Annotated in this window: 13 protein-coding genes; 7 read left to right on the top strand and 6 right to left on the bottom strand. The window is 60.6% G+C overall.

Translation table 11 applies throughout. From position 1 onward, the window contains the following. Window positions 1–4 precede the first annotated feature (4 nt). Window positions 5–436, top strand: a complete 432-nt coding sequence (locus K3J57_RS11385; RefSeq protein WP_259795970.1) for a DUF805 domain-containing protein — start codon at window positions 5–7, stop codon at window positions 434–436. Between the two features lie 45 nt (window positions 437–481). Here K3J57_RS11385 and K3J57_RS11380 read toward each other — a convergent pair whose 3' ends face one another. Continuing rightward, complete coding sequence (locus K3J57_RS11380; RefSeq protein ID WP_173484929.1) at window positions 482–736, bottom strand: DUF167 domain-containing protein; 255 nt, start codon at window positions 734–736, stop codon at window positions 482–484. Window positions 737–808: 72 nt separating this feature from the next. On the opposite strand from K3J57_RS11380, the gene K3J57_RS11375 reads away from it, so the two are divergent. The 3 genes from K3J57_RS11375 to K3J57_RS11365 all read left to right on the top strand — a co-directional run bounded on the left by K3J57_RS11375 (window position 809) and on the right by K3J57_RS11365 (window position 3483). Then, window positions 809–1915, top strand: a complete 1107-nt coding sequence (locus K3J57_RS11375; RefSeq protein ID WP_259795968.1) for a histone deacetylase-like amidohydrolase — start codon at window positions 809–811, stop codon at window positions 1913–1915. Between the two features lie 293 nt (window positions 1916–2208). Beyond that, window positions 2209–2787 (top strand): nitroreductase family protein, encoded by a 579-nt coding sequence (locus tag K3J57_RS11370; protein ID WP_259795966.1) that lies wholly within the window; start codon window positions 2209–2211, stop codon window positions 2785–2787. Window positions 2788–2796: 9 nt separating this feature from the next. Beyond that, a complete protein-coding gene (locus tag K3J57_RS11365) occupies window positions 2797–3483 on the top strand; it encodes an EI24 domain-containing protein (protein WP_259773103.1) in 687 nt (228 codons plus the stop codon). Between the two features lie 194 nt (window positions 3484–3677). On the opposite strand, the gene K3J57_RS11360 is transcribed toward K3J57_RS11365, so the two are convergent. Then, window positions 3678–3953 (bottom strand): DUF1467 family protein, encoded by a 276-nt coding sequence (locus K3J57_RS11360; protein WP_173484934.1) that lies wholly within the window; start codon window positions 3951–3953, stop codon window positions 3678–3680. Next, window positions 3953–4357, bottom strand: a complete 405-nt coding sequence (gene mce / locus K3J57_RS11355; protein WP_055190352.1) for a methylmalonyl-CoA epimerase — start codon at window positions 4355–4357, stop codon at window positions 3953–3955. The genes K3J57_RS11360 and mce overlap by 1 nt, the downstream gene beginning before the upstream one ends. 305 nt (window positions 4358–4662) lie before the next feature. Between mce and K3J57_RS11350 the strand changes: the two genes are divergently transcribed. Further along, window positions 4663–5382, top strand: a complete 720-nt coding sequence (locus K3J57_RS11350; protein WP_259791878.1) for a response regulator — start codon at window positions 4663–4665, stop codon at window positions 5380–5382. A 251-nt stretch (window positions 5383–5633) separates the two neighbouring features. Continuing rightward, window positions 5634–5867, top strand: a complete 234-nt coding sequence (locus K3J57_RS11345) for a hypothetical protein (protein ID WP_259784649.1) — start codon at window positions 5634–5636, stop codon at window positions 5865–5867. A 110-nt stretch (window positions 5868–5977) separates the two neighbouring features. Here K3J57_RS11345 and aspS read toward each other — a convergent pair whose 3' ends face one another. The 3 genes from aspS to K3J57_RS11330 form a co-directional block, all read right to left on the bottom strand. Then, window positions 5978–7753 carry an aspartate--tRNA ligase gene (aspS, locus tag K3J57_RS11340; RefSeq protein ID WP_259797771.1) on the bottom strand — a complete coding sequence of 592 codons (1776 nt, stop codon included), beginning with the start codon at window positions 7751–7753 and terminating at the stop codon, window positions 5978–5980. Between the two features lie 109 nt (window positions 7754–7862). Then, the gene (locus K3J57_RS11335; protein WP_259795964.1) at window positions 7863–8531 is read right to left on the bottom strand and encodes an aminotransferase class IV family protein; all 669 of its coding nucleotides are present in this window, start codon (window positions 8529–8531) and stop codon (window positions 7863–7865) included. Continuing rightward, a complete protein-coding gene (locus K3J57_RS11330) occupies window positions 8486–9637 on the bottom strand; it encodes an aminodeoxychorismate synthase component I (protein ID WP_375542806.1) in 1152 nt (383 codons plus the stop codon). Before K3J57_RS11330 ends, K3J57_RS11335 begins: the two co-directional genes overlap by 46 nt. A 332-nt stretch (window positions 9638–9969) precedes the next feature. On the opposite strand from K3J57_RS11330, the gene carB reads away from it, so the two are divergent. Further along, window positions 9970–13236 carry a carbamoyl-phosphate synthase large subunit gene (gene carB, locus K3J57_RS11325; protein WP_259795963.1) on the top strand — a complete coding sequence of 1089 codons (3267 nt, stop codon included), beginning with the start codon at window positions 9970–9972 and terminating at the stop codon, window positions 13234–13236. Window positions 13237–13349 lie beyond the last annotated feature (113 nt).

Below are 13349 nucleotides of genomic sequence, written 5' to 3'. Positions count from 1 at the left end.
GTTTATGGATTTCCAAACGGCAGTCAAAACCTGCTTTTCCAAATATGTGACATTTGAAGGCCGCGCTGCGCGGTCGGAATATTGGTGGTTCACGCTGTTTAATGTGGCGGGCCAGATTTTGCTGGGGGTCGTGGATATTGCGGTTCTGGGCATGACCGAAATCACCCCGCTGTCGTCGCTGTTTGCGCTGGCCTTGTTCCTGCCTGGCATCTCGGTGACAGTGCGCCGCCTGCATGACAAGGATCGCTCTGGCTGGTGGTTCTGGATCGTGCTGGTGCCGATCATTGGCTGGCTTTTGATGCTTTACTGGATGGTCACGCCGGGCACCGCAGGGGCCAACCGTTTTGGCCCGGATCCGCTGGATGGGGCCGGGGGCGACTGGGCACAGCCGAACGAGGATTACGCCCCGTCTTCGATCCCGCGCGTGGACAATTAACGCGTTTCAGGGGCGGGCTGGGCCGCAGTTTTCATTGGACGCGGATTAATCCACCCGAAAGACCTTGTCGCGCGACGTGGCCCCATGGGTGAGGGTCAGGCGCGATTTTGACACTCCCAAGGCGGTTGAGAGCAGCTTCTCGACCGCCTTGTTTGCTTTTCCGCCCTCGGGCACCGTGGTGACGGAGATTTTCAGCCCGCCATCGACCTCTTCCACCGCATTGCGGGATGCTTTGGGGGTGACGCGCACCGCAAGCGTGGCACCGGGGATTGCAAGGTGAGAGAGGCTGCCTTTTTTCATACCCTCTTGGTGGCGGAAATGGCTGGACGGGGCAAGGGTGCGCGTTAAGCTTGCGCCAAAGCGGAGGATATCATGGCCACGGGATTTTACTGGGATGAACGCAGTTTCTGGCATTCGGGTGGCAATTATGCGGGGACGCTTCCGGTGGGGGGGCTGGTGCAGCCGCTGGCGGCGGGCGGCTTGCCCGAAAGCCCCGAAACCAAGCGGCGGCTGAAGAACCTTCTGGATGTGACCGGGTTGTCGCGTGAGCTGGTGGGATCGAGTGCTCCTGAAGCCACGCATGAGATGCTGGCGCGGGTCCATCCCATCGCCTTTCTGGACAGGTTCAAGCGAGTGTCCGATGCGGGGGGTGGCGAGCTTGGACTGCGCACACCCTTCGGGCAGGGGGGATATGAGCTGGCGGCGCTGTCGGCGGGCCTCTCGGTGGCTGCCATGCGGGATGTGCTAAGCGGGAAGGTGGACAACGCTTATGCGCTGTCACGCCCGCCGGGGCATCACTGCCTGCCCGATTTTCCCAACGGGTTCTGTCTGCTTGCCAATCTTGCCATCGCCATTCGCACCATGCAGGCCGAAGGGCGTGTGCGCCGGGTTGCGGTGTTGGATTGGGATGTGCATCACGGCAATGGCACGGAGGCGATTTTTATCGAAGACCCGGATGTGTTGACGATTTCCATGCATCAGGAGCGCAATTACCCAGTCGATACCGGGGATGCGGATGTGCGGGGGGAAGGGGCCGGGCAGGGGGCGAATATCAATATCCCGCTGCCCCCCGGCGGTGGACATCACACCTATCTGGAGGCGTTGGAGCGGATTGCCGTTCCGGCGATGCGCGCGTTTGAGCCGGAGATCATCGTGATCGCCAATGGCTATGATGCGGCGGTGATTGACCCGCTGTCCTGCATGCTGGCCACCGCGGATACGTTCCGGCAGATGACCCGCAGGGTAATGGCGCTGGCGGGGGAGCTGTGTGGCGGTCGGCTGATGATGGCGCATGAGGGCGGGTATAGTGAAGTCTATGTGCCGTTCTGCGGTCATGCGGTATTGGAAGAAATGTCGGGATCGGAGATCACCGCCCCCGACCCTCTGGCGGAGATTTTTGCCGCGCGCCAGCCCAATGCGCGGATGCGGGCGGTGTTTTCCGAGCAACTTTCCGAGCTTGCGGAGTATTTCGGGGTCTAGAGCGCACGACCTTAAACCTGAGGCACGAATACCCTGCTATGCTTCGCATTCTCGGGACATTCGCGCCACATAATGTTTCAAGTTAAAGTCGAAACGCGTTAGGGGCGCTGCCCCTCGCGGTTTCACCGCTCACCCCGGGATATTTGGAACAAGAAAAATGCGGGGCCTGAGACGTGAGAAACTTGATGTAAATTGGCTTTACATCTTGACGGGGGCGGTTCGAGATACGACATGTCACCGAAGCAAGCCGCGTGAGCGGTGCAGAGTGCAACCGTGCTGAAAAGAGAAGCGATATGCCTGAACGCAATGACGCCGCCCTGAAGTTTCTGCTGACACGTCGTTCCCGGCCTGCAAAAACCCTGACCGGGCCGGGGCCGTCGCGTGAAGACCTGATGCCGATCCTGACGGCGGCCGGGCGCACACCGGATCATGGCAAGCTGGAGCCGTGGCGGTTCATTGTGCTGGAAAAGCCTGCGCTGGAGCGGTTGGCGGCTTTGGTCGCCATTCGCGGTGCGGCGCTGGGCATTGACGAGATGAAAGTGGCCAAGGAGCGCCACGCCTATGACAATTCGCCCCTTGCGGTTGTCGTGGTTGAAAGTCCGGTGGTCTCGGAAAAAGTTCCGGCGATCGAACAGACCTATTCGGCGGGGGCGGCCTGTCTGCAACTTTTGAACGCGGCGCTGGCGGCAGGTTGGGGGGCAAACTGGCTGTCGGGCTGGGCCTCTCAGGATCGGGGGTTTCTGCGCGACGGGCTTGGGCTTGAGGATCACGAGCGGGTGGCCGGGATCATTCACATTGGCACGGAAACCGTGGCCCCGCCAGAACGTCCACGCCCGGATATTGCCGCCCTTACCACCTGGATTGAAAACTGAGGACCCGTGATGATTGATGATTTTTTCCGCGCGCTTGCCCAACTGAGTGATCCGCGCTTTCGTAAGGTTCTTTTGAAGGGTCTGGGGCTGACGGTTGGGCTTTTGGTGGCGATCACCTGGGTCATGGTCACCTTGGTAGGATTTGTGATCCCCGACGTGCTGAGCCTGCCATTTGTGGGAGAGGTGTCCTTTGTCGGTGGTGTTGCCATGTGGGTGGCCGCGCTGTTGATGATCGTGCTGTCTGCGGTGCTGATGGTGCCGGTGGCCGGGGCCTTTACCGGGCTGTTTCTGGACGAGGTGGCGGATGCGGTTGAGGCGCGGCACTACCCGCATCTTGCGCCGAACGCTGCCCAGCCGATCTCAGCCGCAATCCGTGAAAGCCTTGGGTTTTTCGGCGTGATTGTCGGCGTGAACCTTGTGGCGCTGATCCTGTTTTTCTTTGTCGGCCCGCTGGCACCGATCCTGTTTTATGCGGTGAACGGCTATCTGCTGGGGCGGGAATATTTCACCATGGCGGCAATGCGCCGGATGGAGCGTGAGGCGGCCCATGCCCTGCGCAAACGTCACAATACCCAGATCTGGATCGCGGGCATACTGATGGCCGTGCCGCTGTCGATCCCGCTGGTGAACCTGCTGATCCCCATTCTGGGGGCCGCGACCTTCACCCATATGTTCCAGCGATTGTCAGGGCGGTAGTGCGGGGTCTGACCTTAGCCCTGTTTCGGAAAGCACAAATGTATTGATCTCGGACCAGGCTAGCGATGAATGCGTGAACTCGGTAAATTGGTCCGCGCTCAACGAAGAAAACAAGTTGGTAAAAACCACGATCAGGAAGCAATAAGTGTGGATGCGTCGGGCGGCCCTGCCATCAGGCGCTCGCCCCAGCGCGCTTACCCCTCCGATCCCATCCGGTTGAACCAGTCGATATCCTCAACCGTGATCCAGCCCGAGACGATGATCCCCGCAACAACTGCCCAGGCGAGGCTGGCCCAGATGGTGACGATGATCATGGTGCGCCCAAGCCTGAAATTGGCGGGCGCACCGGCATGGGTTCCGCGCAGCACGGCCCCTTCGTCGCCCTGCGTGCGCAGGCGGATGGGCAGGACCACAAACATGGTCACGAACCAGATCACGACATAAAGGACAAGGGCTGCGGTTATGGTCATCAGACTTGTTCCAGCTCAACCAGAGTGCCGTTGAAATCTTTCGGATGCAGGAACAGGACCGGCTTGCCATGGGCGCCGATCTTGGGCTCTCCGGTGCCCAGTACACGTGCGCCGGCCTCTTTCAGCTTGTCCCGTGCGGCCAGGATGTCGTCGACCTCATAACAGATGTGGTGGATGCCACCGGCGGGGTTCTTTTCCAGGAAACCTGCGATGGGCGAATTGTCCCCCAGCGGGTAGAGCAGTTCGATCTTGGTGTTGGGCAGTTCGATGAACACCACGGTCACGCCATGATCCGGTTCGTCCTGCGGCGGGTTCACCTTGGCCCCAAGCGTATCACGATACTGGGCCGAAGCCGCTTCCAGATCCGGCACGGCAATGGCCACGTGGTTCAGACGTCCAATCATTTCTCTCTCCCTTCGACAAGTGTTGGGGTCTTATGCCGTGTGGGTGGGGTCTGTTGCAAGAACGCACACGCCGCAGAGCAGCAATTGTGACTATTATTGTGACTATTAAAGTGTTTCGACATTCCCCTGAGGCAGGGAAAAATCGAATTACCGTAAGAGGTATCAATGTCGTGGGCGTCTCAGGATACCCACCTGCCTCCAAGTTTTCCCCGAAACGCTCAATGCGGGATATTGGGCAGGGCTTGGGAGATTAACCCGTGGTTTACCCTTTTCGGCTTTCGTGGGGGAGGAAAGGAATCGCTGCCATGAGTGATGATCTCGAACGCTTCTTGATGAGCCAACCCGCAACCCCCGACCGTCCCCTGCAAGGCAAGACCGTGCTGGTGGTTGAAGACAGCCGATATGCCTCCGAGGCTATTCGCCTCCTGTGCCTGCGATCCGGGGCACGGATTCGCCGGGCGGATAGTCTGGCCTCCGCACACCGGCATCTGCGGGTCTACCGCCCCTCCATCGTGATTGTGGATATGGGGTTGCCCGACGGGTCAGGGGCAGATCTGATCCGGGAACTGGCGCAGGAGCCGTGCCGCGTTCCGGTGCTGATCGCAATCAGCGGTGATGACGCCACCCACAGCGACGCAATCAAAGCCGGGGCAGATCGGTTCATGGCAAAGCCGCTTGAAAGCCTTGCGGTGTTTCAACAAACCGTGTTGGAGCTGTTGCCGAAAGGTGAAGGCCCTTCAGGTCTGCGCAAAGTGTCCGGCGAATTGGTGCATCCCGATGAAATGGCCCTGCAGGATGACCTCAGCCATATGGCCGAGATCATGGGGGAGGATCCGGATAATGCGGATGTCGGGTATATTGCCCAGTTCCTAGGTGGTGTGGCGCGCTCGGCCCATGACACAAAGCTCGAACATGCCGCTGATGATCTTGCCCGTGCGGGTCGGGGAGAAGGGGGCTGGCGCAAGCAATATGATCTGGTCGCCGGGCTGGTTCAGGAACGGCTTGCCGCGCGTCAGGCGCTCTGACAGGCTGGATGGACCGGCAACGGCAACAGCGGCTGGAGGTCTGGACCATCCCGCCGGTTGCCGACTGGAGCTCCTTCGACAAGAGATATCCCGTCCTGCACTGACCTATCCGGTTGCAGACCGGTCGCTCAATTGCCCCCACCCCTTCACATTTACGCCCCAATTCGGTGGAACATTCGGTTGGAATGCAACACGAGGATCAAGGGGCTCGCTGCACAAACGGTGGCGAGACCGCGTAAAAGGTGGAGGAAATGGTGGACAAGATGGCGACCGCATTACCCCAGGCAAATACCAAGATGTCGACCGATGCCAGCCAGGCAGGCCCCAGCTGGGCAGAGGCCGCGGTGGATTGGGCCGTGCTTGTGTGTGGTGCTGCAATGCTGATGATTGCCGTGGCGCTCTCTCTTGCAACCCCGTCTCAGGCGGTTGCCACTGAAGAGGTGCCACCAGTTGGGCAGACGGCCCTGACCGCGCGCGTGTCCTGATCTTCTGATCCATAGGTTTTGCCCCGGCAGCTCCGCTGCTGGCTGCAGGGAAAAAGAAAAGCCCGCGCATTGGCGCGGGCTTTCTGTTTCACGGTCTGGCCGGACCCGGTTTATTCCTGTGGGATAACCCGCAGATGAAGTTCCCGCAGCTGCTCGTTTTCCGGCAGGCTGGGTGCCCCCATCATCAGGTCTTCGGCGCGCTGGTTCATCGGGAACAGCATCACTTCGCGGATGTTGTCCTGATCGGCCAGCAGCATCACAATCCGGTCGATCCCGGCGGCGCAGCCACCGTGCGGCGGGGCGCCGTAATGGAACGCGTTGAAGAGCGCGCCAAAGCGGTTCTTCACCTCGTCTTCGCCGTAGCCCGCCAGTTCAAAGGCCTTCAGCATGATCTCTGGCTTGTGGTTCCGGATCGCACCGGACACCAGCTCATAGCCGTTACAGGCCAGGTCATATTGGTATCCCAGCACGTCGAGCGGATCGCCGTTCAGCGCGTCCATACCGCCCTGCGGCATTGAGAACGGGTTGTGCTCAAAGTCGATCTTGCCGGTTTCCTCGTCGGCTTCGTAGATCGGGAAGTCGACGATCCAGGCAAAGGCAAACCGATCCTTGTCCGTCAGGCCCAGCTCATCCCCGATCACGTCGCGCGCACGGCCCGCAACCTTTTCAAAGGCTTTCGGCTTGCCGCCCAGGAAGAAGGCCGCGTCGCCCACGCCCAGACCCAGTTGCTGACGGATCGCCTCGGTGCGTTCCGGCCCAATGTTCTTGGCCAGCGGGCCAGCCGCTTCCATGCCTTCGCCCTGATCACGCCAGAAGATATAGCCCATGCCCGGCAGACCTTCCTGCTGGGCAAACTTGTTCATCCGGTCGCAGAATTTGCGCGAGCCGCCTTTCGGCGCGGGGATGGCGCGGATTTCGGTGCCTTCGTTTTCCAGAAGTTTTGCAAAGATCGCAAAGCCGGAGCCGGCGAAATGTTCGCTGACAACCTGCATCTTGATCGGATTGCGCAGGTCCGGTTTGTCGGTGCCATACCAAAGGGCGGCGTCCTTGTAGGAGATCTGCGGCCAGTCAGTGTCGACCTTGCGCCCGCCGCCGAACTCTTCAAACACGCCCTGCAGCACGGGTTGAATGGTGTCGAACACGTCCTGCTGGGTCACAAAGGACATTTCCATGTCGAGCTGATAGAAATCGGTGGGCGAACGGTCGGCGCGCGGGTCCTCGTCGCGGAAACAAGGTGCGATCTGGAAGTATTTGTCAAAGCCCGCCACCATCATCAGCTGTTTGAACTGCTGCGGTGCCTGGGGCAGCGCGTAAAACTTGCCGGGATGCAGGCGCGACGGCACCAGGAAGTCGCGCGCGCCTTCCGGGCTTGATGCGGTGATGATCGGGGTCTGGTATTCGCGGAAATCCGCGTCCCACATGCGTTTGCGCATTGAGGCCACCACGTCCGAGCGCAGTTTCATGCTTTGCTGCATCTGTTCGCGGCGCAGGTCGAGATACCGGTATTTCAGGCGGGTTTCTTCCGGGTATTCCTGGTCGCCGAACACGATCAGCGGCAGTTCCCCCGCGTCGCCCAGAACCTCAAGGTCACGCACGAAAACTTCAACTTCGCCGGTCGGGATCTTGTCATTGACCAGATCCGCGTCGCGCGCTTTCACGTTGCCATCGATGCGAATGCACCATTCCGACCGCACTTTTTCCATCTCGGCAAACACCGGGCTGTCCGGGTCGCACAGAACCTGGGTCACGCCATAATGGTCGCGCAGGTCGATGAACAGAATGCCGCCATGGTCGCGGACACGGTGGACCCATCCGGAAAGGCGAACGGTGTCGCCCACGTTGGATTTGTTAAGCTCGGCGCAGGTATGGCTGCGATATGCGTGCATGTTACGGCCTTTCATCGGCAAAATCGGATCGGTGCCCGCAGGGTTCGGGCAAAGGTGTCATGCGCTGTAAAACGCGTCTTTGCCGATACACAAGGTTGTGCCGCGCTTGTCAAGCAAACTGGTTGAAATGGGGGCATTCCGGGGCCCAAATTGCCGGGGTTGCCCCGCGCAGCGCATTGGTCAGGCGGATCTCGGTTGCGCCTTTCAGGTCATGCGGGGTCAGAACGGCCTCGGTGAGGGTGCCCGTGTTCAGGCGGCTCTGCCGATAGATGCCGGGCAGGCAGCCGGAGGAAAGTGGCGGGGTCAGGTTCTTGCCGTTGGGTCGGGTCAGTTCGATATTGGTGATGGTGCCTTCGCAGACCTCACCGCGTTCGTTCAGGAAAATCCATTCGTCAATGCCGTCCGGCAAGGCCGCACGCGCGTCGTTGTAAAGGGCGCGCCGGGTGGTTTTGTGCAAAAGCCACGGATTGTCCGAGCGCAGCCGTTCCGGGTGGATTGCAAAGCGCCAGCTGGGGGCTGTGGGGGGCAGGGGGGCTGTGGTCAGATCCAGCCTTCCGTCCTGCGCAAGGGTCAGTCGCGCGCGCAGGGGCTCGGGTGCGGTTTGCGATGCCAAGAGGGCGCGCGCCTTGCCCGCATCAAAGGGAAATCCGAGCCATTGCGCAGACCGCGCCATCCGCGCCATGTGCAGATCCAGCCGCGCCACGCCCTCGGGCCCAAGCGCAAAGGTTTCAATCAGCTCTGTTCCATCTGGAACGCTTCTGCAAACCGTGCTTTCCATAGGGCTTCCTCATATTCCGACCCGCTTGTGCTATCCCACACGACCCCGCCGCCCACATTCAGGCGGGCCTGGCCGTCTTCGACCATCAGCGTGCGGATGGCCACGTTGAAACTGGAGGCGCCATCCGGGGCGGCCCAGCCGATCGTGCCACAATAGATGTCGCGCGGATCCGGTTCCAACCCGCGCAGAATTTCCATCGCGCGGATTTTCGGCGCACCGGTGATTGAGCCACAGGGGAACAATGCGCGCAGGATATCAGACAGCTGCACCCCCTCCGCCAGCTCGGCCGCCACGGTCGACACCATCTGGTGCACGGTGGCATAGCTCTCCACGCAGAAGAGTTCTGGCACATGCACCGATCCGGGCCTGGCCACGCGAGAGATGTCGTTGCGCAGGAGGTCGACGATCATCAGGTTTTCGGCGTTGTTCTTTTCATCCGTGATCAGGAAATCGCGGTTGGCGCGATCCTGCGCCGGGTCCTCCGAACGCGGCTGGGTGCCTTTCATCGGCCGCGTTTCAATACGGCCGGCGGCGGTGGTGCGGAAAAACAGTTCGGGCGAACGCGAGAGGAGCGCGGGCAGCCCGTCTTGTTCCACCAGCGCCCCATGCAGCACCGGCTGGCGTGTCATCAGGGCGGCGTAAAGCATCGCCGGATCGCCATGGGCTGTGCTGTCAATCGGGAAGGTCAGGTTGGCCTGATAGATGTCCCCCGCGCCAATGGCGTCATGCACCTGTTCAAAGGCGTGGCGATAGCGCGCTTCGTCCCAGCGGGGGGAAAGTGTGCCCAGCCCGACATCCCGTCCGGCCCGTCCCATGGGCAGGTCTTCGGCAGGCTCGGGCCCGTCATAGACACCAAAGCGCAACAGCGGCAGGCGGCGGTTTTCCGGCAGAAGCGGCACAAGTTTCGGCTCAAGCACATAGCCCAGCTCATAGCTTGCAAATCCGGCCAGCCACAGCCCTTCCGCCCGTGCGCCATCCAGCGCGTCAAGTGCTGCGGGCACCTCGGCCGGGGTTGTCGCCTCGATCATACGGATCGGGCGGGTGAACTGGCAGGGTCTTCCCGCCTGACCCTGGTCATGACAAAACTGGTCGAACCTGATCTGCACCCGCGGTGTCCCTTTTGCTGGTTGTGCTGCTGTTTAAGCGGTGTGCGCCAAAGGGCGCTGTTGTGAAGGCCATGTATAATCCCCCTCGCAGCGAGGGAAGGGCAGAATGCGCCACTTCAGTGAAGTTTTACGCGCCGTTGCGCCTTCACATCCCTGCCACATGCCCGCATCCACCCCTCAGAACCGGTCTTTTGCAAACAAACTGCGCAAACCTGTCGCGCAGACGTAATGAGGGCTTGCACAACATCTTTCGATCACTATAACGCAGGACAATTTGCGCGCGGGACAGACTCGTGCCTATACTCTGCCTTGACCTGCCGAAGGGGGATCCCATGCCGAAAAGAACCGATATCAAATCCATCATGATCATCGGGGCGGGCCCCATTATCATTGGTCAGGCCTGCGAGTTTGACTATTCCGGTGCTCAGGCCTGTAAAGCCCTGCGCGAGGAAGGGTATCGCGTCATCCTGGTGAACTCGAACCCGGCGACGATCATGACCGACCCGGACATGGCGGATGCGACCTATATCGAACCGATCACCGCTGACGTAGTTGCCAAGATCATCGAGAAGGAACGCCCCGATGCGCTGCTGCCGACCATGGGCGGCCAGACCGGTCTGAACACCGCGCTGGAGCTTGACGACCTTGGCGTGCTGGACAAGTTCAATGTGGAACTGATCGGCGCCAAGCGCGATGCGATTGAAATGGCAGAAGATCGCAAACTGTTCCGCGAAGCAATGGATCGTCTGGGCATCGAAAACCCGCGCGCGACCATCGTCACCGCGCCGACCAATGACAAGGGTCACGCGGATCTGGATGCCGGGGTGAAAATCGCGCTGGAAACGCTGGATGACATCGGCCTTCCCGCCATTATCCGCCCCGCCTTTACCCTGGGCGGCACAGGGGGTGGTGTGGCTTATAACCGCGAGGAATACGAACATTACTGCCGCACCGGCATGGATGCCTCTCCGGTGAACCAGATCCTCGTTGATGAAAGCCTTCTGGGCTGGAAAGAATATGAGATGGAGGTGGTGCGCGACACTGCCGACAACGCGATCATCGTCTGCTCGATCGAAAATATCGACCCGATGGGCGTGCATACCGGTGACAGTATCACCGTGGCCCCCGCGCTGACGCTGACCGACAAGGAATACCAGCTGATGCGCACCCACTCGATCAACGTGCTGCGTGAGATCGGCGTGGAAACAGGCGGATCCAACGTGCAATGGGCGGTGAACCCGAAAGATGGCCGCATGGTGGTGATCGAGATGAACCCGCGCGTGTCGCGCTCCTCCGCGCTGGCCTCAAAGGCGACCGGGTTCCCGATTGCCAAGATCGCTGCGAAACTGGCCGTGGGCTATACGCTGGATGAGCTGGACAATGACATCACCAAGGTCACGCCCGCCTCGTTTGAACCGACCATCGACTATGTGGTCACCAAGATCCCGCGCTTTGCGTTTGAGAAATTCCCAGGCTCGAAGCCGGAGCTTACCACCGCGATGAAATCGGTGGGTGAGGTCATGTCGATCGGCCGCACCATCCATGAAAGCCTGCAAAAGGCGCTCGCCTCGATGGAAACCGGCCTGACCGGCTTTGACGAGATCGAGATCCCCGGCGCGCCGGACCATGCCGCCCTGATCAAGTCGATTTCCGAACAGCGCCCCGACCGGATCCTGAAAATCGCACAGGTGATGCGCCACGGGCTGACCAATGAGGAAATCCAGCGCGTGACCGCGTTTGATCCGTGGTTCCTTGCCCGGATCCGTGAAATCGTCGATGCCGAGAACGCGGTGAAAGACAGTGGCCTGCCCTCGGATGCGGCGGGCCTGCGCAAGCTCAAGATGCTGGGCTTTACCGATGCGCGTCTGGCCAAGCTGACCGGCTTCAAGGAAACCGACGTGCGGGGTGCGCGCCGCAAGGTCGGCGTGAACGCGGTCTTCAAACGGATCGACACCTGTGCCGCGGAATTCGAAGCGCAGACGCCTTACATGTATTCCACCTATGAAGCGCCGATGATGGGCGACGTGGAATGTGAGGCCCGCCCGTCGGACCGCAAAAAGGTTGTCATTCTGGGCGGTGGCCCGAACCGGATCGGCCAGGGGATCGAGTTCGACTATTGCTGCTGTCACGCCTGTTTCGCGCTGACCGGGGCGGGGTATGAAACCATCATGGTCAACTGTAACCCGGAAACCGTGTCGACCGACTATGACACCTCGGATCGCCTCTATTTCGAACCGCTGACCTTCGAACACGTGATGGAAATCCTCTCGACCGAAATGAGCAATGGCACCCTGCACGGCGTCATCGTTCAGTTCGGCGGTCAGACGCCGCTGAAGCTCGCCAATGCGCTGGAGGCCGAGGGCATTCCGATCCTGGGCACCACGCCCGACGCGATTGACCTTGCCGAAGACCGCGAGCGGTTCCAGGCGCTGGTGAACCAGCTTGGCCTGAAGCAACCCAAGAATGGCATCGCCGCCACGGATGCTCAGGCGCTTGAAATCGCAGGGGAAATCGGCTTCCCGCTGGTGATCCGCCCGTCCTATGTGCTGGGTGGCCGCGCGATGGAGATCGTGCGCGACATGGCCCAGCTGGAACGCTACATCGCTGAGGCCGTGGTGGTGTCGGGTGACAGCCCGGTTCTGCTGGACAGCTATCTGTCCGGGGCGGTTGAAGTGGATGTGGACGCGCTTTCGGATGGGGAAAAGGTCCATGTGGCCGGCATCATGCAGCATATCGAAGAGGCCGGCGTGCACTCGGGCGACAGTGCCTGCTCGCTGCCGCCTTACTCGCTGTCGGCTGAGATCATCGCCGAGCTGCGCCGCCAGTCCGAAGCCCTGGCGCTGGCCCTCAACGTGGTGGGTCTGATGAACGTGCAGTTTGCCGTGAAAGACAATGAGATCTACCTGATCGAAGTGAACCCGCGCGCCTCGCGCACCGTGCCCTTTGTGGCCAAGGCCGTCGGCAGCCCGATTGCCACCATTGCCGCACGGGTGATGGCGGGCGAAAAGCTTGATGCCTTCGATCTGGTCAATCCCGAGATCGACACCTTTGCGGTGAAAGAGGCCGTGTTGCCCTTTGCCCGTTTCCCCGGCGTCGACACGCTGCTTGGGCCGGAAATGCGCTCCACCGGTGAGGTGATGGGCGCGGACAAGAGCTTTGCCATGGCGTTCCTCAAGGCCCAGATGGGCGCCGGCACACATCTACCGACCGAGGGCAAGGTCTTCCTGTCGATCAAGGAAAGCGACAAGACCGGGCAGCTGGTGGAAACCGCCAAGATGCTGAAAGATCTTGGGTTTTCGATCATTGCCACCTATGGCACCGCCAAGTTCCTCAAGGAAAACGGCATTGAGACCGAAGAGGTGAACAAGGTTTATGAGCCGGGTCGCAACATTGTCGACCACATGAAAGACGGCGATGTGCAACTGGTGATGAACACGACCGAAGGCGCGCAATCGGTGAATGACAGTCGCCAGATGCGCAATGTCGCCCTGATGGACAAGATCCCCTATTTCACCACGCTGGCCGCGTCGCACGCCGCTGCACGCGCGATGAAAGCGCGGGTGGAACGTGAGATAGAGGTGGCGCCGCTTCAGGCGTAACCCCCCCTTTCCAAAACAAGAAAAGCGCCGTCCATCCGGTCGGCGCTTTTGCTTTTGCGCAGGGTTTTGGCGTGCTTAAAGCGTTTCGGGATAGGCTTGAGACACATGTTTAT

The organism is Aliiroseovarius crassostreae, assembly GCF_025137635.1.
In the GTDB taxonomy this organism is placed as follows: Bacteria; Pseudomonadota; Alphaproteobacteria; order Rhodobacterales; family Rhodobacteraceae; genus Aliiroseovarius; species Aliiroseovarius crassostreae.
Note: the sequence above shows the minus strand (reverse complement) of the source record. Positions and strands in the feature narration are given on the sequence as shown.